The sequence below is a fragment of the Burkholderia sp. Ac-20384 genome (assembly GCF_017104605.1).
Taxonomy (GTDB): Bacteria; Pseudomonadota; Gammaproteobacteria; order Burkholderiales; family Burkholderiaceae; genus Burkholderia; species Burkholderia lata.
In genome coordinates this window covers 19,821-40,877 of sequence record NZ_JAAGPE010000069.1, presented here as the reverse complement: position 1 = coordinate 40,877, position 21,057 = coordinate 19,821, and the positions used below count along the sequence as shown (strand labels likewise).

The following is a 21,057-nucleotide window of genomic DNA, read 5'->3' as shown; positions in this document are numbered from 1 at the left end:
CACCGGCCTTCACGCCCGGCACGTTGATGACCGGCACCACGCCGCCGACCACCGTCGGGAACTGGAACAGGCCTTCCTTTGCAAGCTCGTCATCCTTCAGCGGAGCGTCCGAACCGGCAAAATCGACGGTCTTCGCGTTGATTTGCTTCAAGCCGCCCGACGAGCCGATACCTTGATAGTTGACCTTGCCACCGCCCGACTTCTTGTACGCATCGGCCCACTTTGCGTAGATCGGTGCGGCAAATGTGCTGCCCGCGCCGGTGATATCCGCAGCGTGAGCACTGAGGGCAACAAGAACCAGGGTGCAGGGAATCAAGATCCGGATGTTCATGTAACGCCTCCTGTCTGCTATCGGCATGCCGGCCCGCAAGCGGGCCTCGGTTTAGAAGTCTGACGGGTCGAGTGGGATTTGCCGGTCGTCTTTCGGCAACGTCTGTCGATTGACTGCGGTAGTGACCGTCTCTCGATTGCTTTCAAACACGGTGAGCCATGGCGTGGGTGCAGCAGTCTCTGTGCCGCATTTTTCTCGCACGACGTCCGCCGGAAGCTTGATTGAAACGTACCCCAACCGGGGCCGCGGGAAGAGAGCGGCCGGCCTGGATCGTCGCAGACGATCGGGTAGGTGAGACAAGTGGCGGAGTCCGTCATCGGGCGCGGTACGGGGTCTCGCGGCGACGGGGGTTAGGAGTATGGCAGTTGGTTGTGAAAACTCAAGGACAGTGCAGTTGCTCGATCCGCCACGTTCAATGCACGTCACTTGCGACGATGGACGCCAACGCTCGATCGCCGTCGCGTTGGGCCGTGTCCTCAGTGGAAAAGATATCGGTACTGAAGGCGATCAGTTTGAAGCCGGATCCCGCGGAGCGGGGAACGGTGATGCCCCAGTGCCAACCACCGTCTTGCTGGAACACATGGAGGGCCGGGGGCGCTTGGCTCAGTGCTGGTGAAGAAGTCGTCATGGCGTGCTCTCCCGTCATGGGGCGACTGCGGGGCAACTACATCGGACGCGCGAACCCAGTCTACGGACACTTTTGCTGCGGCGCAATATTCCAATCTCGCGAATATGCCCATGTATGAATCGCCACAATTTTGAAATACAAATATGCAGCGTCGGAGATGGCTGGCATATTGATGTGACGATTAGGATTTTCCGGAGGCTTTATGGATTGCAGCTCGCTTGTGTGGGCGGGGGTGCCGCATAGCAGCGACGGCGTCGTGTTTCAGATTCGAGTCGGCCGCGGACTTCAGCGTTTTCATATTGCTCGATTGATTCTCGAAAAGGCGTGCGACCTTGAGCGATTGGCATCGGATGCGCGGCAGCTCGAATGCTTTTATGAGCACTTGGCACCGATCCTGGCAGTCGCGCGGAAGACGCGCTCAAAGGCGAAGGCCGATACGGTGTCGCTCAATGTTTCGGATTTTGTTCGAACGGGGAGTGCCCGGGGCGAGCAGGGCACTTGGGCGGCGATGCGGTGAGCGTCGTAGTGAGGTTGACCGGACGGCGTTATCGGTCTCAGAACGGGTGGGCGCAGGGCTTGGCGTGCTTCACGTGTTGCGTCTTGTCACGTGCGGCGCTGGTACTGCTGCATTGTTGGCGGGATGCTTTTGCGGGCTTTCGCATAGCCTCGTGATTGAGCCTCGCGATGAAAGGGCGTCGCTCAACGATCACATACCCACGAATGAAAAGCGCTGGCCGGTGAACTGGCCAGCAAAATGGTCCTGGCGATCCGAGGTTGAGTGTGCCAGAACCGTAGGCACTGAACGGCGTGCGCGTGCAGCCAGACGGTCGTGTCAAACGAACGGTCCCGAAAATCGGGGCCTTTCCGTCTCGAGCTTGCGCAATAATCTGTGATCGCAGTTTAGGCTGGGCAAGCGGATGCAACCAGACGGGTACTCACGCTCGGAAACTTGAAGGCATCGTGAGGCTTCTTCGGTACTTTCCAGGTTGCGATCATCGCGTCAGTCGGCAGATAGTCAGGATCGGCCGACGCGACCCCGGCCCACACGCCTCGAGACATCTGCCTGCCATGGAGATAAAAGTTCAGCTCGCGGCCAGCGCGGTCGCAAATACACCGGATTCTTTCCACCGATTGCCCCAATCCTCTAATTCGTGCGATTTGGTTGCGATCGAGCTCGAACAGGGCACTCATCACCCCGTCACAATCGCCAATGCCAATGATGTTGCTGTCATCGGTCAACGCCCACGTCGGATGCGGCGTGCCCAAGCGCAGCATAAAAAACTCTGCAGATTCTGAACCAACCATACTGTTTCCCCTGCAAAAGATACGCCGCTCTACCAACTGAAGATGAATAAGAGCGAACGTTCATCCAATCCTGTTTTCCGAGCCTTACCTGGATGCTCGAGTGGATGTGCCCCAGCGCGTTGCAATGGGCGGGCGCAACACATTGAAACGCCCTCCGCCCGAAGCTTCCGAAGCACTTACACGCTTGCCTGACGAGTCACGGTTTCTGCGGCGATACTGTCGTCCGTACCGGAAAGTTTCACCGCAACAGCCGCCGCCGCGGTGCTCCCGTAGACGTTGAGGGCGGTTCTCCCCATGTCGAAAAAGGCGTCGACACCCAACAGCAGCAGCACCGCGTCGGCCGGCAATCCGATCGACGTCAGAACGATGGTGATGGCTACGATCGCCCCGGAGGGCACATTGGCTGCTCCGTCGATGGTGATGATCGTCAAAATCAAAATCGTAATCGCCAGCGGCCACGACCAGGCAAGATGATAGGCGTCGGCCAGATAGCCGACCGCGAGAGCCGTGTAGAGGACCGCGCCGTCGCGATTGAAAATATAGGCAAGAGGCAAAATCGTAGACGCCACGCCGTGGGGAACGCCGAATTCAACCAGCTTCTTCAGATGCAGCGGGTAGGTAATTTCGGACGAGCGCGTCGTGAACCCAAGGATCAGTGGTTCCTTCACCTTCCTGAGAACGGCGAGAGGCGACTGACCGGCGACGCGAATGACGATGGTGAGTACAACCGCCAGAATCGCCATGCCGAGATAGGCGACGCCCAGAAGTTCGATAAGCGAGTGCACGCCGGCAAAGCCCTTGGCTGACAACAGCTGCGCGATCGCGGCGAAGATCGCGAGCGGCGACCATGCGATCACCCACTGGGTCATCTTGAACAGTCCCGACAGCAGCGCCTCGAAAACGGCAATCGCGGGCTCGGCACGCTCCGGGGCAGCCGACAATGCTGCACCGAAAATTACGCCGAACACGAGTACCGGGAGAGAATTCCCTGCCGCGAGCGCAGCGACGATGTTTGCGGGGATCAAATCAACGAGAAATTTCGTCCAGTCGATGCTGGACGCGAGTGCCGTGGGCATCGACCCGGTGTGAGCGACGCTCGCACCGAGACCCGGTCGAAATGCAAAGTTGAGCAGCAGGCCGAGCGATGCAGCCAGGCCAGTCATCAAAACGAAGAAGGCGATACTGGACAGTGCGACTTTTCCAAGCCGCTCGCGAAGCCGGCCCGCACGAAAGACGCCGACCGTGACCGACAGGAAAATCAACGGCATGACGACCATCTTGATCGCGTGGCCGAACATTGCGCTCAAAAAGCTTAGCTTCGGGGCAAAGCCAGGCGCAAACACGCCGCAAGCGACGCCCAGGACAAGCCCGCCAAGCATTTGCATCGGAAGGGAAAGCCCCTTATTTTTCGTGTTCATGCCGCGCCTTTAGTAGTTTTATCCGTGCGGGTGTGCCGTCAACGATGTGATTCCACATGTGCTGACGCGCAAGCTCGCCGTCGTTTGCTTCGATTGCGTGAAAGATGTGCAGGTGCTCGATCGTGCCGCGCCGAACGGTTTCAGCGTCGCTACGCGGGAGTTCGTTAAGCGCCAGGGTTTGGGCCCGCAATAGACCATACGCCGATGAGATTCGCACGTTCCGTGCGGCGGCAAACAATGCTTGATGAAATACCCAACCGATACGTTGCTCGAGCATGATGTCCGCGACGTCCTGGTCGATCAGCACCTGCATTTTCTGTGCCGCCTCGCGAAGGTCTGCCGTGACTCCCGATCGGGCGGCAAGAAACGCAGCTGTGCTTTCGAGGGCCAGCCGCATTTCAAAAATTTCGCGGAGATCACTCGTCGTTGGCGATGCGACATAGGTCCCGCTCTTTTCGATCACGACAACCAGCCCTTCGGACTCGAGCAAATGCAATGCGCTGCGTACGGGCATTTGGCCGAAGCCGAGTTCGTCCGACAGGCCTCGATGGGATACTTTCTGCCCGGGCGCAAGGCGGCCGTCAAAGATCCTCGATCGGATCTCGTCGTAGGCAAGCTCTGCATCTGTCGAGACTTTCGAAGTCATCTGTGATCGCAGTTAGCGTATGATTGGAAAAGAAATGACAGATAGGAAATTACCCTTACTGGTAACGCCCGGCAACTGCTAATTTTGCGAGTGGGTATGCTGAAAGAGAACCGGAAGAAAATCTGCGTCACGAAGAGAGCTGATAATTAGATGACTTCACAAGATGTGCGCTTTACCATCTGCGCCGTTCGTGCGGAAGAAACCTATCCCCTCAGGGCCGCAATCTTGATGGCCGGAGATGAGGAGGGGAGCGCTCTGAATGGAGACCTTGCCCCAACGACAATGCACTTTGCCGTTCGTGATAATGACGGCATTGTTGCTGTGGCGTCAGTGTGTAAAGAAGGACAATCCGGTGTATTGAACACTGATGCGTGGCGCCTTCGCGGCATGGCCGTGCATCCATCGGTACGGGGGCTGGGATTCGGACGCCTTCTGGTCAATCTATCCATTCGCCATGTCCGCGAACAGCGTGGAATGTTGCTCTGGTGCACGGCGCGCGAATCGGCGTACCCATTCTACGAAATGCTCGGCTTTAATCGTGATCCGAAACCGATTTCAATGCAGGGGCGCGACGACATGAGGTTCTATCTCATGCAGCGCCAGATCGAGTGCTGATTTTCATCTGCTTCTGACGTCAGACGACCTGATGGTGTCTGTGTGGTCTAGTCCAGGCTTCTGCATTAAGCCGTCTCCGATTGCGTCTGATGTCCATGGATTTCCGCGATCAACCTGAAAAAATCAACGATCGAAGGTGCCCTGGCTTGCCTGGATGGGGCAGCCAACGGCCATTTTCAGTCACTCGACGTGGCCGTGTCGTTCGGTGACAATCGGCTTTTCCAAAGTTGGTCGCGCTTGTTTAAAGCAAGTCAACGATATATGCTTCGGTCGTCGCTGTCGATCGAGATCGCTGCCAGAATTACTCCGATTGGAACATGAATGGGAAAAACAGGAATGGGAGCAAGCGTGCAGATTCGTGTATCGGCGTTCAGCCACCGTCGCGCAGCGCTTGGCGTCGCCATGGCACTGACATTTTCGTGGTTCACCGCTGCGCAAGCGCGGAGTTGCACACCTGATAGCGTGGCGCCCGAGTGCTTGCTGCAGCGTAGCCAGGATGAATTTCAGCAAGCAGACGACGAGCTGAACCGCACTTACCAAAAGGTTTTGAAGTCGATGTCTCGGCCACGTGACGAGTACGTCAACTATCCGGCACTCAAGGTGAAATTTGTCGAGGCGCAGCGGCAATGGGTCCGTTTTCTCGACAACGAGTGTACCGCTTGGTATCTGATAAACGAGGCAGGCGCAGATCGCAATCTTGATCTACTGACTTGCGAAATTGACAGAACACGTGATCGTACGCGTGAATTGAACGCTTGGCTGAAGCAAGTGAGCCATGATTAGCGCAGCGCTGGATGAAGACAGCACTACCAGGTTGACGGATATCGGAGAGAGGCTGGGTCACGCGGCGAACCAAGAAGCACTGACCGCGACGATCTGAAGGCTGTGCAACTGCCGTCGCCGCGTCATTGACTGGATAGGATCGTGAATTCGATGAGTTTTTTGCACAATCAAGAACTTGTGGAAGCGCTGACCTCACTGCCGGAGCGGCAGTTGGTCGAAGTGATCGCTCGGGCGTTGGAGGCACGCGAAACCGAAGTGGGACGTCCGGAATGGCAGTCGGCCAAACTCGTGCTCGCAGAGGCTCATCGATTCAATGAGGCGTCTGCTGCACCATCACCTTGGACGCTTCTTGTGCTTGCGCGGCCTCAATATCCCGGGGAATTTGTCGACGAGGGGCACGGGCCGGGTCAAGAGGGAACATGCTGCGGGCTCACGCTCGTCAGCTACGCCAAACGCATCGTTTGTCCCGTTTGTGGCAGACCGGCTACAGCAACCTAAGCGCGCCGCCAAGTGTCGCCTTTGGGCGTCTCGTAGCCAACAAGGGGATAGCGACTCGGTCGGGCATATCGGGCAGCTTCCGGCCAGAAGCGTTCGCTGGCATGCGGTTTCGTTGCTCGACTGGCTGGCCGTGCACGGCCAGTCGAGATAGATTCAGATTTCTCAAGCGAAACATTACGCCGCTCTTTTCCATGTATCGAACCACCGCGGATATCGCTCACGACATCGCCACCTTCGTTCCTGAAGACGACAACTGGCGTGCCCTGGATTTGCTCGTTACGGAGCTCTGGCGGGCAGGGCATCCAGAACAGGCGATACCGGAGCTTCTGAGCGTGTTTGAGCGCTACCCAGAGGAAGACGGCTTTGGCGTGATATGGGGCGTTCTCCACGGACTCGAATCGCTGCCGAATTATGAGCAGGCGCTTCTTCGGTCCCTCGCACGACAGCCCAGCGAGTTCGGTGTCTGCATGGTTGGCCGACTGCTAAATGCAGGCATACAAGAAGTTGGCGGCATTTCGTTACTCGACACGCTGCGTCAACTGGCCGCCACGTCGCAGTCTCCGCGTATCCGTGAGGCCGCCGCAGGTTTCGCGTCCCGACACAACTGAGCACTATCGAGTGATATCCCGTTTGAAAGGCGTCCTCACCCGATTGCCGATTCACAAAGCGTCCGACATCACCGAACCGCTCCCGTATCGTTCGACACCCAGCGCCATCAAACCGGCAAGACGGGTTCACCGGTGCTTACAATCAGCAGGACGATTACGCCGATTCTGCAAGAAGCCTTCGCCACGCCCTATATCGGCGACCTCGATCTCGTCTCGCGGGCGGCGGTGCCTCGATTACCGTGCAGCAACAAACAGGAGAACCCGATGATCAAAGTCAGTGTCATGTACCCGTACGCCGCAGGCGCGCGATTCGATCATGCCTACTACCGCGAGAGGCACATGCCAATGGTGAAACAGCGGCTCGGCGCTGCATGTCTGTACTACACGGTGGACAAGGGCATCGCAGGCGGTGCGCCGGGTGCTGATCCTGTTTACGTGGCCAAGTGCGACTTCGTCTGCACGTCTGTCGAAGCTTTCGAGGCAGCACGCGACCCGCACGCGCAGGAGATCATGGCCGACATCGCCAATTACACTGATATACAACCCGTGCTTCAAATCAGCGAGGTGGTCGTGGAGCGTTCGGAAGTCTGACCACAGTTCGGATATCGCCAAGCACCGCATCCGCATATGGCATACCCCAGCAACAAGGCGGTGCTTTTGCAAGCGCTCAGACGTTGTATCGAAGGCTGGCGTCTTTCGAGGCCGCCAGTCTGCCCCTGCTCCCCGCGCCTGCAAGCAAGAACTTGACCGATCGCAGTAGGATAGGGCTCTGCTACGGGCAGATCACGCGCGTCGAGCGTGCGCCTTTGCCGACGACGCGCAAGGTTTTCCAACGAGCGCGATACACCGCGACTCCAGCGGTTCACCAATCAATTCAATCCATTGAAGGATGCAGACATGAGCACGATTTACGATATTCCTGTCAACGCGATCGACGGTGCGCAAACAACCCTGCGGCCGTACGAGGGCAAAGTGCTGCTGGTGGTGAACGTGGCGTCCAAATGCGGGCTGACGCCGCAATACGAAGGTCTTGAAGCGCTCTACGAAGGCAAGCGCGCCGAAGGCCTCGAAGTGCTGGCGTTTCCCGCCAACAACTTCAAAGGCCAGGAGCCGGGCACCGATGCGGAAATCCAGTCTTTCTGCACCGGCACCTTCGGCGTGAAGTTTCCGTTGTTCTCGAAAATTTCCGTGATCGGCGACGACAAGCATCCGCTCTATCGCTTGCTCACCCAGGCGCAGCCGCAGGCGACCGGTGACGGCCCGTTCCGTACGCGCCTCGAAGGCTACGGTATTCAACCGAATCCGGCGCCCGAGGTGCTGTGGAACTTCGAGAAGTTTCTCGTGAGCCGCACGGGCGAAGTGGTCGCGCGTTTTTCGCCCGATACGACCGCGGACGACCCGAAGCTGGTCGCTGCCATCGACGCGGAGCTTGCCAAGGCAGCGTAAGCCGGTGCACGCCGGCCGATCAGCCTGGCGTGCGTGCGTCGAATCTGCTTCATGCCGTTGTGGCACCGCCTGCCGGTTGCTCGAGCACCGCGACATAGTCGTAGCGATCGCCGCGATACAGCGAGCGTGTCAGTTCGAGCGGAGAGCCTTCGCTCGAAAACGAGCGGCGCTCGATGGAAAGCACGGGATCGCCCGTGCCAATACCTAGCAGCTCGGCATCGCGGGCCGACGCCAGCTCGGCCCGCAGGCGCTGGATCGCTCGTCCGGGCTGGACGTTGGCGTCCTGCAGTGCGCGATAGAGCGACTCGCCGAAATCGACGTTGTAGTCGAGCAGTGCGGCCGGCAGTGTCGCGCGCTCGATGGCCATCGGCACCGCGTCCGCCGTTCTGACGCGTTCGAGGCGCAACACCTGCGCGTCCGGCGCGAGGCCGAGCGCGAGCAGTTCGTCGGGCGTCGGGCGGTCGAGTGTTCTCCTGATCCACTGCGACCCGGGCGTGAGCCCGCGGCGCAGCATGTCGTCCGAGAAGCTGGTGATCCGCGCGAGCTGCTGCTCGACCCTGGCGGCGACGAACGTGCCCGCGCCTCGTCGGGATTCGATCAGGCCTTGCCGCGTGAGTCGGTCGATCGCGCGCCGCACGGTGTCCCGCGATACCTGGAAGTGTTCGGCGAGTTCGCGTTCCGGCGGCAGGCTTTCTCCGGTCTTCAGCCGGCCCTCGACGATCGCCTCGCGCAGCAGGCGGGCGAGACGCATCGAGATCGACGATTCGCCGTCGCCACCCGGCGCGCGGAGTTCCGCCGCCCGGGTGGCGTCGAACAAGTCGGTCAGGCCGGCCGGTCGGACACGGGGCCGGCCGCGCGGCATCGGATTTGAAGGTTTCATACGGGTCGTTGCGGTTTGTGCGGGCGTCATGCACGCGTAGAGGGTGCAAGTGTCGCGAGCGCCTTGCGGATCGAGCCGCCAGCGGCATCGGCCAGCCGCTCTGCGCCGGCTCGGTCGACACCCGCGCAGAGCATGAGGATCGCGATGCGAGGCCGGTCGCCGGCCTGCTCGAGCGCGCGCTCCGCCACGTCGGCGGGCACGCCGGCCGCTTGCGACACGATGCCGATCGCCCGCCGGCGAAGCTTGTGATTATGAACCTGGACGTCAACCATCAGGTTGCCGTACGTCTTGCCGAGCGCCACCATCGAAACCGTCGACAGCATGTTGCAGATCATTTTCTGCGCAGTGCCGGCCTTCAGTCGCGTCGAGCCTGTCAGCACCTCGGGGCCGCAGTCGACCTCGATCGCCACGTCCGCGAGCGCGGCCGCCTCGCTGCCCACGTTGCACGCGACGGCAATGGTCCGGCATCCGGTGTCTCGCGCATGACGCAGCGCGCCGAGCACGTACGGCGTGCGTCCGCTCGCGGTAAGCCCGACGACCACGTCGCCGCGCGCGAGCCGGGCCGCGTCGAGATCCTGGCGGCCAAGCGTGTCCGAATCCTCGACCGATTCCGTGATGCCCGCGAACCCGCCCGCGACGATGCCGATGATCTCGCCCGGCTGCGTGCCGAACGTGGGCTGGCATTCGAGTGCATCGAGATAACCGATGCGGCCGCTGTTGCCGGCGCCGATGTAGATCAGCCGCCCGCCCGCGCGCAGCGCATCGGCAATCACCGCCACGCCGGAAGCGATCGCGGGCAGCGCGTGCGCGACGCGCGCTGCGATGCCGGCGTCCTCGCGGTTCATCAGCGCCAGGGCGTCAGGGATACCGAGCGCGTCGAGATTCGCGCTTTGCCCGTTGGGCTGCTCGGTGACAAGGTGCTCCAGATGCATGGCCGTCCGCTCTCCCGGAAGAAGTTCGTCTCATGATAATTGGTACGGACATGTTTTGAAACAGGTATGGCGGCTATGATCGCTCCGCGAGCCGGACGGCGAGCTGCGAGTCAACTGGTAAGGCCCCGTGAACACGAGGGTTTCGTGAAAATTCTCCAAACGTGGAATATCGATATCAGAAGAACGATTTTGCGAGTTTCTTGATATTTGGTACGGTCCAATTATTGCGAATCCATACCTTTCGCATGGAGCCTGTGTGAGCCGCCCTGAGCGGCGGGCAGGCGTGATTCAACGGACCGATCTGTAGGAGCAAGGCATGACTTCGGATGAGAGCGCGCGATTCGACGCGCTGGCTCGCGCAATACTCGGGGCGATCGGCGGGGCGTCGAACGTCCGCCGTCATTTTCATTGCATGACACGCCTGCGCCTGGTGCTCGTCGATCCCGACCGGGCCGACGTTGCCGCGCTGAAGGCATTGCCGGCGGTGCTGGGCGTCGTGCCCGGCGAACCCCTGCAGATCGTGATCGGCCCGGGGGCGGTCGCGCAGGCGTCGGCCGCCTTTGCCGCCGTGCTGGCCGAGCAGCCGACGCAAGCCGAGGCCGCATCGGCCGATGTCGGCCGCCCGGCCGCCGTGACTGCTGCGACCGCGCCGGCTACCGGTACGCGCGAGCCGGTAGGTCGCCCCGCCCGCAGGAACACGGCTGCGCACCGGTTCTTGCGGCGCATCGCGAGCATCTTCACGCCACTCATCCCTGCACTGATCGGCGCGGGACTGCTCAACGCGATCGCCGGGCTGTTGAAGGTCTGGGTGGCGCAGGCGCCTGCCGGAGGAGCCGGTACGCTGACGTTCGCCGCGACGGTCGCATCGATCGTCGGTTCGGCGTTTTTCGCGTTCCTCGTCATCCAGGTCGGCATGAACGCGGCCGCCGAGTTTGGCGGCACGCCATGCCTCGGCGGTGCGACCGCGGGCATCCTGATCCTGCCCGCGATCGCGAAGCTGCCCGCATTCGCGCTGCCGATCATCGGCGAAATCGCACTGAAGCCCGGGCAGGGTGGATTGATGGGCGCGCTGCTGGCCGGCGCCTTGACGGCCGGCATCGAGCGCAGCGTGCGCGCGCGTATCGCCTCGGCCGCCCAGACATTGCTCGCGCCGACCGTCGCGCTGGGGCTCGCGGGTATCGCAACGCTGTTCGTGATCATGCCGGTTGCGGAGTTGCTGACGCAGGCGGTCGGCAGCCTGACCGCGACCTTGCTGCGCGCGGGCGGCATGCCGGCCGCGTTCGTGCTGGCTGCGTCGTTCGTGGGCCTGTTGATGTTCGGCCTGCATCAGGCGCTGATTCCGATCCACGCGCAACTGATCGCGCAGTACGGCTACACCGCGCTGTTCCCGATTCTCGCGATGTCCGGATGCGGGCAGGCGGGCGCCGCGTTCGCGCTGTATTTCCGCACGCGGGACCCGCGCCTGAAGCAGACGATCCGGAATACGTTGCCGACCTGCATGCTCGGTGTGAGCGAGCCGCTGCTGTACGGCGTCACGCTGCCGCTCGGCCGCCCGCTGATCACGGCATCGCTGGGCGGCGGGATGGGCGCGCTCGTGCTCGGCTATTGCGCCGCGCACGGGCACGACGTGGGCGCGACGACGATTGGCCCGGCCAACCTGATGCTGATCCCGCTCGTCACAGGGCCGATGGGGCTCGTGGCGAGCGTCGCGACCTACTGCGCGGCGGTGGCGGTCGCGTATTCGAGCGGCTTCGTGCTGACCTGGTTCTTCGGCCTGAGCGACGCGCAGCGGCGCGCCGACGGCACGAGCGGCGTGGACGGCACGGAGCGCCAGCCCGCGGTCGCGGCCGCGCTGTAACGGGGTATCGACCGCCGGGCGACGGGGTGCGCCCGGGCATGCTGTTCTCATAAATTCGAATAACTAAATCATGAAGCGTGGGATTCTGTTGGGCGTGGCGCTGTCGTGGGCCGCGTTCGCGCATGCGCAGTCGAGCGTGCTCGTATGGGGCCGGCTGGGCGGGGACGTGCAGTACACGTCGAACGTGCAGAAGGCGAACGGCGGCGCGGGCGCGAGATGGGCGGAGGGCAGCGACTGGGGCGTCAACATCCTGGGTTTCAAGGGAACCGAGGATCTCGGGAACGGCAATCACGCGATGTTTCTGCTCGAGTCGGCGTTCACGCCGACCGGCTCGCTCGTGGCCGGGCTGATGTTCCAGCGCGCCGCGTGGGTGGCGCTGAAGAACGATCGGCTCGGCACGATCCGCTTCGGCCAGGGGCCGATGGTCAACAACTACGTGTGGGAATTCGACCCGCTGCTCGAAGAGAACTTCGGCGCGCAGTCGTTCGTTGCGTATCGCAACGGGTCGCGGCTGTCGAACGGGATTCGCTACCTGTCTCCCGACCTGCACGGGTTTTCGTTCGAGGCGGAGCTGAACCTCGGCAACAGTTCGGTCAATTTCAATTCCGGCGATCCGAACAATGCCGGCAAGGCCGGGCGGGCGGACGGCTTCGCGGCCGCCTATACGAACGGCGATTTCCAGGTGCGCGTGCTGTGGGACGAGATTCGCAACGCGCAGGGCAAGGAAGACAACCTGTTCCGCTATTCGCGTGAAGCGTTCGTCGGCATCCGCAACCGCTACGGCCCGTTCCAGGTCCAGGCCGCCTACACGCACTATTCGGCGCCGGATACGCCGGCGGGCCTGTCGGATAGCGCCGACCTCTGGTGGGCAGGGCTCTCGTACGACGTCAATCCCGCGCTGCATGTGCATGGTGCCGTCTACACGATGCGCGTCGGGCCGGGGCGATGGACCGACGATCACGACGGCGCAGCGCGCACGACGATGCTCGGAGTGGGTTGCATGTACAACCTGTCGAAACGCACCTTCCTCTACAGCATGGCGGCCCACGTCTTCAACAGCGCGCAGGGGAATTTCGGCGTGAATCCGCAGAACCCCGGGCGCGGGCCGGGCGGCGCCGGCTGGGGCACCAATCCGCCGCCGGGGCAAGGCCAGAGCGGCCTGTATGCCGGCGTGGAGACGCTGTTCTGACGAGCGGCGTCGAGCGGCCCGGTACGGATGCCGGGCCGGATTTCCTGTATCCAACGATCGAGGTAATGACCATGAAGAAAATCGGATTCGTTCGCCGGGCCGCCGCGCGGATCGGTCTTCCCGTCGCGCTGCTGGCCCTGGGCGCGTGCATTGCCGCACCCGGGGCGCTGGCCGCCGGACTGTTCACCGTGCTGGACAACACGGCTTATACGGACGTGTCGATCGGCCACGGCGCCGTCAAAATCAATTTCATCCCGGCGCGGTACTGCAAGCCGATCACGGTCGACGCGAGCGGTCGCGCCGTGCTGCCGTCCCGCAGCGCGTGGGTCAACCTGATCAACACGTACGATCCGACGCCCGCCGACGCGCCGGGCTATCTCGTGCTCGATTGCGAGGAGCTGTACCTGACCGGCAGCAGCGCGACGGTCGCGAATCACCTGGCCATACTCAAGCAGCTGCAGGCATGGGCGCGCGAAGTGCGGCCCAATCGTGTGCTCGGCTGGTACGGGCTCGTCAACACCGCGCACATCAGCAGCACCGATCCGAATGCCGCGTATCGGGGCGTGGCCGAACTGATGGACCTCGATGGCGGGCGTACCGCGCATTTCCCGAGCGCATACATTCGCGCGAACGGGACCGATTCGTGGACGGGCGTGGACTGGGCGACGCAGCTCAATCGCAACATCGCATCGGCCGCACAGGCGGATGCGTTGAGCAGCACGGGAACGCATCCGGTGTTCCCGTATCTGTGGCCGCAGTACTACGACCGGAACACCGTGCTCGTGCCGGGCAGCCAGTGGCAATACCTGCTGAACGACATCAGGGGCACGACGGCGAGCGGGTTCGTGATCTGGGGCGGGCAGAACCCCGCGGTCGAATACAACAGCAGCAATGGCGGAGCCGGTGAATGGGTCGGCGTGACGCAGACGTTGCTGGATGGTCTCGGCGCAGGCAATTGATTGAAGGAGAGGGCTGACCGGCTGTCGCAACGGTTGCTGTCCGTGCTGCCGCCGGTGCTGGTGCTGAAAGGGTTGCGGGAACGGCCGTTCGAGTGGCTGGAACTGAGCTGCCATTTCATCCTCGACGAGGCGTTGAGCCCGCGCGCGGGCGCCGCCGCGATGATCTCCCGATTGCTGGATGTCATCTTCGTCCAGTTGCTGCGCACCTGGGCGACGGAGGGCGCGGCAGGGCACGGGTGGCTGTCCGGTGCGATCGATGGCCGGATCAACCCGGCGATGTCAGCGATTCATGCCGATCCCGGACGCGCGTGGAGCGTGAGTGATCTCGCCGAGTTGTCGAATCTGTCGCGGTCGGCTTTCGCGGACCGGTTCCAGCGTGTCGTGGGGCAGGCACCGTTGAGCTATCTCACGACCTGGCGCCTCGATCGGGCGGCGGAGTTGTTGCGGTACAGCCGCGCGCCGATTTCGGATATTGCCGGTCGTGTCGGATATACGTCGGAAGCGGCGTTCAGTCGGGCGTTTCGCGGACGGTACGAGATGTCGCCGATGCAGTGGCGAAAGGTGAATGCGGAGTAGGGTGGGAGTGACGCCGATTCAGGCCGGGCCGATGTCAGCGGTTAGATGGTCTGCAATCTGTATTGCGTCAGTCCGGCATATTCCATCCGCTCCTTGACGGAAAACCCGTGGCGCGCATAGAACGGGATATTGCGCGGCTCAGCCGTTTCCAGCGATATTTTCGCCGACGGATCGATGTCCCGAAGATGTGACAACGTCGCACCGAGAAGCACCGATCCGATTCCTTCGCCTTGCCGAACCGGGGAGACACCGATGAATTCGATCCGGCTGCAATCCGTGTCCGGTGAATTCGCGGGCGGAGTGTCGCGAAGCAAATCGATCCTGCTCAATGATGATGCGCCGCAACCGATCGCGATACCGCGCCCCAGCTCCGCAAGCATGCGGGGCGATTCGCTGCTGGAGGCTGGTGCGAAGTAGCTGACCGCAACAAGGTCGTTATTGCGCCACGCGCCCAATGCCGGCATGCGGGCATCGTAGTGATACTTCAGGTAGCACTCGAGATAGTTTGCCCGCCGCTCGTCGAATCCCGGGCTTCCGGCGAACAGGCACCAGCCGAGCGTAGGGTCTTGCTCGAACGCCGAATTGAGCAAAGCCAGTGATGCTTCGAGAAACCGATGTGGCAGCGAGGTCACCTTCAATTCTTTATCGTGCATGTTTGGAGCAACTCAGAGAGAAAGTTGCGGGGGGAACGGGGTGGTGTCGCTCGCAGCGTAGCGCATGATTCGATTCCTCGGCAGGGAGGGCGCAGATGCTGCTGAAAAAGTTGCTCTGCCGACTTCGAGTCCAAGCGGATATACGGACAATCGATCACGACGTCAACGACGTTTTTCCCTCATTTCAGGCTGAATGGCGCTATTTGAGGGTTCTCGATAAAATGCGACTTTCCGGGGTTTTCAGTCAACGACTTCGTCATGCATCGAATCGGATTCTTCGTTTGTCGTGGCTACGATGCGCTCGATCTGGGCGGGCCGCTGTCGGCCTTCAACCAGGTCGCCACGGCGGCGGGCCACACACCCTATGATCTCCATGTCGTCTCGCAGTCGGGCGGCCCGGTTACGGGCAATACGGGCCTGTCGATCGAAACGAAGCTGATCGGAAGGCGCACGTTCGACACCGTCGTGTTCGTGGGCGGCGATGTCGACCCGATGCAGACACCGGAGAACATCGCCGCCGCCAGGAAGCTGGGCGCGCGGGCCGCGCGGGTGGCCAGCGTGTGTACGGGGGCGTTTCTGCTTGCAGAAACCGGCTTGCTGGACGGTTTGAGAGCGACGACACACTGGCGATACGCAGCGCAATTGCAGTCGCGCTTCCCGCGCACCCGGGTCGAGGGCGACAGTATCTATATCGAGGAGGGCCGCATCTGGACGTCGGCGGGCATCGCGTCCGGAATCGACCTGGCGCTCGGCATGATTGAAAGAGATATGGGCGCGGAGGTGGCACGCACTGTCTCCCGGCTCCTGGTTGTTCCGTATCGTCGGCCTGGCGGTCAGTCCCAATTCTCGGCCATGTCGCAGATGGAGCCGGAATCGGATCGCATCCGCATCGCGCTGAATTTTGCGAGGGAACATCTGGCCGAAGCGTTGCCGGTCGAACGGCTCGCCGAAGCCGCAAGTTTGAGCCTGCGACAGTTCGGGCGCGCATTTCGCCGGGAAACCGGTGAAACACCTGCCAAGGCGGTCGAGCGCTTGCGCGTCGAAGCGGCGCGGCTGCGCCTGCAGGGCGGCAGCGAACCGATCGAACAGATTGCGCTGGCGGTCGGGTTCACCGACCCGGAACGGATGCGGCGGGCCTTCATCAAACTGCACGGGCATCCACCGCAAGCGATTCGACGCGAGAGCCGATCGAACGGCGCGCGCTGAGCGACCGCCGGCCGATCAGCGCGCTGCCGGGCCAGCGTCCTTCTAACGGACTAGCGACGCGGTGGGCAGGTCACTATTCGTTTCGCCAGATGCTCAATGGCCATCCGTCGTCAGCGGACCGTAATCGTTCCACATGTCGCGATGCAACTTCCATGCGCCGCCCTCTTTCAGAAAGATGAGAATCTGCTTGCCGCGGTATTTGAGCTTGCCATCGTGGTCATGGATTTCCGCATCCGATACCTCCGTCACGATCCGGTCGTTACCGTAGAACTCGTAGTTGCTGAACGATACGGTGGCGGGCTTCGATCCAGCATACCCGTTGGTGAAGTACCCGACGATCGCGCTGCTCCCCGTTATCTTGTCGCCTCCGGGCGGCAAGAGCGTGCCGTCGTGGGTGTAGAGGCGGCCGATCGCCTCGTAATCCCCTCGCGCAAAGGCATCCGCCCATCGTGCATTCTCGGCCTTGATGGCCGCTTCGGGCGGGCGTTGCGAACTGGCGGCAGTGGCCGGCGCTGCAAACGCGAAAAAGGTGGCGCAGGCTGCAAGAGCAGCTGTGAAAATACGAGTCTTTTGCATCGAGTGATGTCCGAGCATGGCTTGAATGGAGAGGACTACGAAAATAGAAGGATGAGGCCGGCAATGTCGGTTGCGGTATTCCTTGCAGTCTGTAGATGGGCGGGTCACATTGCCTGCCAGCGTTTCAGCGAACGCCTGGTATGCGCGCGAGCCCCCTCGATGCACCAGGCAGTTCCTTGTCGACCATCGCGACGACTTCCGGCCGCGCATTTCTCGGATGGCCCGAGTGGAACGGCGGCGCGGGATCATATTCGATCACGAGCTGCGTGAATTCGGCGGCTTCCCGACCGCGCAGTTTCGCCGCCACGCGCAGCGCGAAGTCGATGCCCGCCGTCACGCCGCCGCCGCTCATGAACCGGCCGTTGTCGTCTTCGACGAAGCGATCGGGCACGGGAATGGCGCCATATTCGGCCAGCTTGTTGACGAAGGCCCAATGGCAGGCGCTTCGCTTGCCCTTGAGAACGCCCGTTGCGGCGAGCACGAGCGATCCGTTGCAGACCGACGTCACGTGCTTCGCGCTCTCTGCCAGGCGCCGGATCTGCGCTTGATACGCGGGTTGCATCGGCGCGGACAGATCGGACCCGCCGGGGACCAGGAGCACGTCTGTCTTGTCGATATCGGCCAGCCGCTCGGTCTTGCCGTACACGACGCCGAATTCGAGCGTCACGTTGCCACCGTTGAGGCTCGCGTAGCGAACGTTCGTATTCGGTAGCCGATGGAAGATCTCGCTGGGGCCGGCGAAGTCGAGCAGCGTCCCGCCGTCGTAATTGACGATCAGGATATTGAGCGGGTCGTTCGGGGCAAGTGCTCCGTCGCTGCCTGGCTGGGCAAGCGCAGGCGTGGCCTGCCCAAGCAGGGCTCCGCCACCGAGGACGGCGCCGAGCGTGGCGATGCTGCCAAACTTGAGCACATCGCGGCGCGAACGACCGGCTCTGGTGAGTGGCTGTCCTGAAGAGTTGTTTTCGCTACTGTCGGTCAAGATCAATTCTCCTTGCACGCCGGCCCCGCTGCGAGCGCAACCAGGCTGGGCCGGATGGAATAACCGCCGCGACTCAAGGCGTGGCGGACGTGGGATCAGATGGGTGGATGAGCCGCGATGACATACGGGCTCTGGGTTCGGGTGCCGCTGGCTTAAAGCTGCGAGGCGCCGCCATCGACGACCAGTTCGGTGCCGATGACGTACGAGGATTCGTCGCTGGCGAGATAGACCGCGGCGTTGGCGATGTCCTCGGCCTTGCCCATGCGGCCCACCGGAATGGCTTCGGCGAACTCGGCCTTGCGGTCGCGAACCCATTCGTCGGGCATGCCCCACCTGGTGAGCAGCGGCGTGTCGATCGCGCCGGGGGCGATCGCGTTGACGCGGATTTTCCGGTCGAGAAACTCGTACGACCAACTGCGGGCAAGCGATCGTACGGCGGCCTTCGCGGCTGCAGTCAACGAGATGCCATGCTTGCCGGTCTGCGCGACGAACGAGGTATTGAGAATGAACGAGGCGCCTTCTCGCAAGTCCGGCAGCACCGCCTGCAGCGTGAACACCACGCCCTTGACGTTGATGTCCATGATCTCGTCATAGAGTGCGTCGTCGATGTCGTTGATGGCGGACGGGAACGCCCAGCCGGCGTTCGCGAACACGATATCCAGACCGCCGAACCTCTCCTTGACCTCGGCGGCAATCGCTCGCATGTCCGTGATCGAACGGACGTCGCCCCGGAGAACTAGCGCATGCTCGCCGAGCTCGGCCTTCACGCGCTCGAATACGGCATCGTCGCGACCGGTCACGGCTACGCGGGCGCCTTCCGCAATGAACCGCTTCGCGGTGGCAAGACCGATGCCGCTGGTACCACCTGTGATTAACGCTGACTTGTTTTTAAGCCTCATCTTCTGCTCCTTTCTACGTCGTGATTGATCGGGCCGAAAACTCAAAACGCAATCGCGTCTTTACGTTTCTCAACTCGATCTTCCACGCGAAGTATGGAACGCGAAGCGTATGGCGCAAAGGTCGTATAACCCTCAAAAAACGCCAATCAGATTAATCGAACGACTCATGCATCCCGGTGTTGGGCGGTGGCATTGCATGGCCGTACACGTGCGGCTTCAGCTGTCGCTCTCGTAATGCAACCCGTACCCGCCGCTCGTCCGCTTGATGCGTGCGAACCCGAGTTCCCCCAGATGCATGCCGGCGATCAACAGCCCGTCGGAGCTGACCTGATCGAGCAGGCGTGACCGCGTAGCAACTGCCAGCGACGCGTCGTGATCGAATGCAATCGACACGTCCGGCCGCTGAATCTGGATATGCGGGAAATCCACCACGTCCCCCCACACAAGCAGGCCTCGATCGCGGGATTCAATGACATACCCGGTATGTCCATCGGTGTGTCCCGGCAGCGGCAGCGCGCTGATACCGGGGAGCACGGGTCCGTCTGCGTCTCCGAACATGCGAAGCCGATCGCCATAGGCATCGAACACCTGACGCGCCTTCGCAAAGTTGCCGCGAGCCCGCTCGCTGGCACGACCGAGATTTCCGTCGTCCTGCCAGAACCTGACCTCTCGCTGATGCACAACCAGTTCCGCATTCGGAAACGCGACCTGTCCTGCACCATCGACCAACCCTCCAACGTGATCGGGATGCGCATGGGTCAGCAGGATGGTGTCGATCGCAGCGGGTTCGATACCTGCCAGCACCAGGTTCGTCCGGAGTTGGCCACCCCATTGTTTGAACCCGCCAGCCCCGCCGTCAATGAGCACGGTGCGGCCGGCTCCGCGTACGACGTAGCAATTGATATGCACCGCCGCCGGCTCGTTCTGCCCGGCATCCCGCTGAATTTTTGATGCGTCATCCGAATCGATATTCGACAGGAAGTCGAGACTGGCAGTGAGATATCCGTCGCTGATGGCGGTAATCGTGACATCCCCGACGTGCTGAACAGGAAAGGTAACAGTGGACATCGTGTTTCTCCGAAGCGGCTAGTTGCGAGCGTGAATGTTCGACGCGGTGTAACCAAAACACCGAATGCGCGCCGTCAGGCCCGTGCGGCGAGCGATTGCCTGATCCAGCGCTTCCATGAACCGCTCCATGACCGCCGGTGTGCGAGGCGTTCCGGCGCGATACCGGATGTCCGCGAAGACGGGATGACCATGCCCATGCCGAACCGCCAGAAAAATGACGTGGACGTTCTTGAGCTCGGCCTCGAGCACATGCGTACAGAGCTCGACGCAATCGCGCGACAGCCCGGCAAGGCTTTCATCAGCCGGCATCCGCGTCGCGTCGATCGAGAAAGTGACGTTCGGCATCGCGGTCTACTCCTGTGTAGCCGAAAGGGAGCGTGTGCTTGTCAGTTGCTCGGTCATCGGCACGTACAGGTCAATGCCTTCCGGGAGCGTCTCGACCAGCCGCGCGCTGTTCCGCGGCACGACGGCGAGCCAGCGGCGCTCCGGAAACCTCTCCAGCGCGACGGCCTGCATGGCCAGCGATTCGAGGCCCAACCGAATCAGCGAATCAGGGCCGCCGGCACTCAGGGCGAGGTGTTCACCTTCCTTTACCGCCGGCGCAAAGCCGATATCGCTGTAGAGATTCCGATGCCAGTCGGTGATGTGTTGTTGCCACTTCGCGAAATTGCCGCCGCCTTTCCGGCGATATTCGTCGCCGGTCAGGACATCGAGGCCGTCGATCGTGTGGATCGCCAGATAGACAGGGCAACCGCCCGTGATCGCCTTGAATCGCTGCGACGTGTGAAACCCCGTCACCGAGATCAGGGCGGGCAGCTTTTCAAGGCTGTAGAAGTCGTTCCATTCGGCTTCGCTGTCGAGGTCGGCGAAGCTGCATTCCACGGTGTAGATCATTGGATTGTCCTTTGGGCAGAATGCACATCCATCCGGGAATTGCGATGTTCAGTGCAGTAACGTAATGCTAAGCTCGCCATTTCGCGCGATAAAACGAAATAAAGTCAGCC

At 61.9% G+C, this 21,057-nt stretch carries 26 protein-coding genes; 12 read left to right on the top strand and 14 right to left on the bottom strand.

The annotated features are described in order from the left end of the window. Positions 1–331 (bottom strand): substrate-binding domain-containing protein (locus tag G3O00_RS15945; RefSeq protein WP_206143548.1); only part of this gene is annotated, 331 nt, incomplete at its 3' end. 412 nt (positions 332–743) lie between these two features. Further along, positions 744–959: a hypothetical protein gene (locus tag G3O00_RS15940; RefSeq protein WP_206143547.1), complete on the bottom strand. Its 216-nt coding sequence runs from the start codon at positions 957–959 to the stop codon at positions 744–746. A gap of 202 nt (positions 960–1,161) precedes the next feature. Between G3O00_RS15940 and G3O00_RS15935 the strand changes: the two genes are divergently transcribed. Continuing rightward, positions 1,162–1,476, top strand: coding sequence for a hypothetical protein (locus G3O00_RS15935; RefSeq protein ID WP_206143546.1), 315 nt, complete (start codon positions 1,162–1,164; stop codon positions 1,474–1,476). Between the two features lie 383 nt (positions 1,477–1,859). Here the strand turns inward: G3O00_RS15935 and G3O00_RS15930 are convergent, their stop codons facing one another. From G3O00_RS15930 to G3O00_RS15920, 3 genes are all read right to left on the bottom strand, one after another. Then, positions 1,860–2,264 carry a hypothetical protein gene (locus tag G3O00_RS15930; RefSeq protein ID WP_206143545.1) on the bottom strand — a complete coding sequence of 135 codons (405 nt, stop codon included), beginning with the start codon at positions 2,262–2,264 and terminating at the stop codon, positions 1,860–1,862. A 176-nt stretch (positions 2,265–2,440) separates the two neighbouring features. Next, entirely contained in the window at positions 2,441–3,682 is a 1,242-nt protein-coding gene (locus tag G3O00_RS15925; protein WP_063712405.1) for a dicarboxylate/amino acid:cation symporter, read from the bottom strand. Then, positions 3,666–4,328, bottom strand: a complete 663-nt coding sequence (locus G3O00_RS15920) for a GntR family transcriptional regulator (RefSeq protein ID WP_011349937.1) — start codon at positions 4,326–4,328, stop codon at positions 3,666–3,668. The genes G3O00_RS15925 and G3O00_RS15920 overlap by 17 nt, the downstream gene beginning before the upstream one ends. Before the next feature lie 150 nt (positions 4,329–4,478). Between G3O00_RS15920 and G3O00_RS15915 the strand changes: the two genes are divergently transcribed. The 6 genes from G3O00_RS15915 to G3O00_RS15890 all read left to right on the top strand — a co-directional run bounded on the left by G3O00_RS15915 (position 4,479) and on the right by G3O00_RS15890 (position 8,278). Next, a complete protein-coding gene (locus tag G3O00_RS15915; RefSeq protein WP_206143544.1) occupies positions 4,479–4,943 on the top strand; it encodes a GNAT family N-acetyltransferase in 465 nt (154 codons plus the stop codon). A gap of 321 nt (positions 4,944–5,264) precedes the next feature. Next, positions 5,265–5,726 (top strand): lysozyme inhibitor LprI family protein, encoded by a 462-nt coding sequence (locus tag G3O00_RS15910; protein ID WP_241025166.1) that lies wholly within the window; start codon positions 5,265–5,267, stop codon positions 5,724–5,726. 141 nt (positions 5,727–5,867) lie between these two features. After that, complete coding sequence (locus G3O00_RS15905; protein WP_206143543.1) at positions 5,868–6,224, top strand: hypothetical protein; 357 nt, start codon at positions 5,868–5,870, stop codon at positions 6,222–6,224. A 191-nt stretch (positions 6,225–6,415) separates the two neighbouring features. Further along, positions 6,416–6,832, top strand: a complete 417-nt coding sequence (locus G3O00_RS15900) for a hypothetical protein (protein ID WP_206143542.1) — start codon at positions 6,416–6,418, stop codon at positions 6,830–6,832. Between the two features lie 264 nt (positions 6,833–7,096). Then, entirely contained in the window at positions 7,097–7,423 is a 327-nt protein-coding gene (locus tag G3O00_RS15895; protein WP_206143550.1) for an EthD family reductase, read from the top strand. Positions 7,424–7,729: 306 nt separating this feature from the next. Further along, positions 7,730–8,278, top strand: a complete 549-nt coding sequence (locus G3O00_RS15890) for a glutathione peroxidase (protein ID WP_206143549.1) — start codon at positions 7,730–7,732, stop codon at positions 8,276–8,278. 49 nt (positions 8,279–8,327) lie between these two features. Here the strand turns inward: G3O00_RS15890 and G3O00_RS15885 are convergent, their stop codons facing one another. Beyond that, positions 8,328–9,095, bottom strand: a complete 768-nt coding sequence (locus tag G3O00_RS15885) for a GntR family transcriptional regulator (RefSeq protein ID WP_241025165.1) — start codon at positions 9,093–9,095, stop codon at positions 8,328–8,330. An 89-nt stretch (positions 9,096–9,184) separates the two neighbouring features. After that, positions 9,185–10,090: an N-acetylmuramic acid 6-phosphate etherase gene (gene murQ, locus G3O00_RS15880; RefSeq protein ID WP_206143540.1), complete on the bottom strand. Its 906-nt coding sequence runs from the start codon at positions 10,088–10,090 to the stop codon at positions 9,185–9,187. 316 nt (positions 10,091–10,406) lie between these two features. On the opposite strand from murQ, the gene G3O00_RS15875 reads away from it, so the two are divergent. The 4 genes from G3O00_RS15875 (at position 10,407) to G3O00_RS15860 (ending at position 14,672) form a co-directional block, all read left to right on the top strand. Continuing rightward, positions 10,407–11,948 (top strand): PTS transporter subunit EIIC, encoded by a 1,542-nt coding sequence (locus G3O00_RS15875; protein ID WP_206143539.1) that lies wholly within the window; start codon positions 10,407–10,409, stop codon positions 11,946–11,948. 70 nt (positions 11,949–12,018) lie between these two features. After that, positions 12,019–13,137 (top strand): porin, encoded by a 1,119-nt coding sequence (locus tag G3O00_RS15870; RefSeq protein ID WP_174929290.1) that lies wholly within the window; start codon positions 12,019–12,021, stop codon positions 13,135–13,137. Between the two features lie 71 nt (positions 13,138–13,208). Then, on the top strand, positions 13,209–14,096 hold the full coding sequence (locus G3O00_RS15865; protein ID WP_206143538.1) for a hypothetical protein: 888 nt from the start codon (positions 13,209–13,211) through the stop codon (positions 14,094–14,096). Further along, a complete protein-coding gene (locus G3O00_RS15860) occupies positions 14,097–14,672 on the top strand; it encodes an AraC family transcriptional regulator (RefSeq protein ID WP_206143537.1) in 576 nt (191 codons plus the stop codon). 41 nt (positions 14,673–14,713) lie between these two features. Here the strand turns inward: G3O00_RS15860 and G3O00_RS15855 are convergent, their stop codons facing one another. Beyond that, complete coding sequence (locus tag G3O00_RS15855; protein WP_206143536.1) at positions 14,714–15,325, bottom strand: GNAT family N-acetyltransferase; 612 nt, start codon at positions 15,323–15,325, stop codon at positions 14,714–14,716. Between the two features lie 258 nt (positions 15,326–15,583). On the opposite strand from G3O00_RS15855, the gene G3O00_RS15850 reads away from it, so the two are divergent. Next, the gene (locus G3O00_RS15850) at positions 15,584–16,531 is read left to right on the top strand and encodes a GlxA family transcriptional regulator (RefSeq protein WP_174929296.1); all 948 of its coding nucleotides are present in this window, start codon (positions 15,584–15,586) and stop codon (positions 16,529–16,531) included. A 93-nt stretch (positions 16,532–16,624) separates the two neighbouring features. Here G3O00_RS15850 and G3O00_RS15845 read toward each other — a convergent pair whose 3' ends face one another. The 6 genes from G3O00_RS15845 to G3O00_RS15820 all read right to left on the bottom strand — a co-directional run bounded on the left by G3O00_RS15845 (position 16,625) and on the right by G3O00_RS15820 (position 20,947). Next, on the bottom strand, positions 16,625–17,107 hold the full coding sequence (locus tag G3O00_RS15845) for a DUF4440 domain-containing protein (RefSeq protein ID WP_174929297.1): 483 nt from the start codon (positions 17,105–17,107) through the stop codon (positions 16,625–16,627). A gap of 124 nt (positions 17,108–17,231) precedes the next feature. Next, positions 17,232–18,086, bottom strand: a complete 855-nt coding sequence (locus tag G3O00_RS15840) for a DJ-1/PfpI family protein (RefSeq protein WP_206143535.1) — start codon at positions 18,084–18,086, stop codon at positions 17,232–17,234. Positions 18,087–18,238: 152 nt separating this feature from the next. After that, a complete protein-coding gene (locus G3O00_RS15835; RefSeq protein WP_206143534.1) occupies positions 18,239–18,985 on the bottom strand; it encodes a glucose 1-dehydrogenase in 747 nt (248 codons plus the stop codon). A 216-nt stretch (positions 18,986–19,201) separates the two neighbouring features. Then, positions 19,202–20,053, bottom strand: coding sequence for an MBL fold metallo-hydrolase (locus tag G3O00_RS15830; RefSeq protein ID WP_206143533.1), 852 nt, complete (start codon positions 20,051–20,053; stop codon positions 19,202–19,204). Between the two features lie 18 nt (positions 20,054–20,071). Then, positions 20,072–20,398 carry a hypothetical protein gene (locus tag G3O00_RS15825; protein ID WP_206143532.1) on the bottom strand — a complete coding sequence of 109 codons (327 nt, stop codon included), beginning with the start codon at positions 20,396–20,398 and terminating at the stop codon, positions 20,072–20,074. Between the two features lie 6 nt (positions 20,399–20,404). Then, positions 20,405–20,947 (bottom strand): sugar ABC transporter, encoded by a 543-nt coding sequence (locus tag G3O00_RS15820; protein ID WP_206143531.1) that lies wholly within the window; start codon positions 20,945–20,947, stop codon positions 20,405–20,407. Positions 20,948–21,057 lie beyond the last annotated feature (110 nt).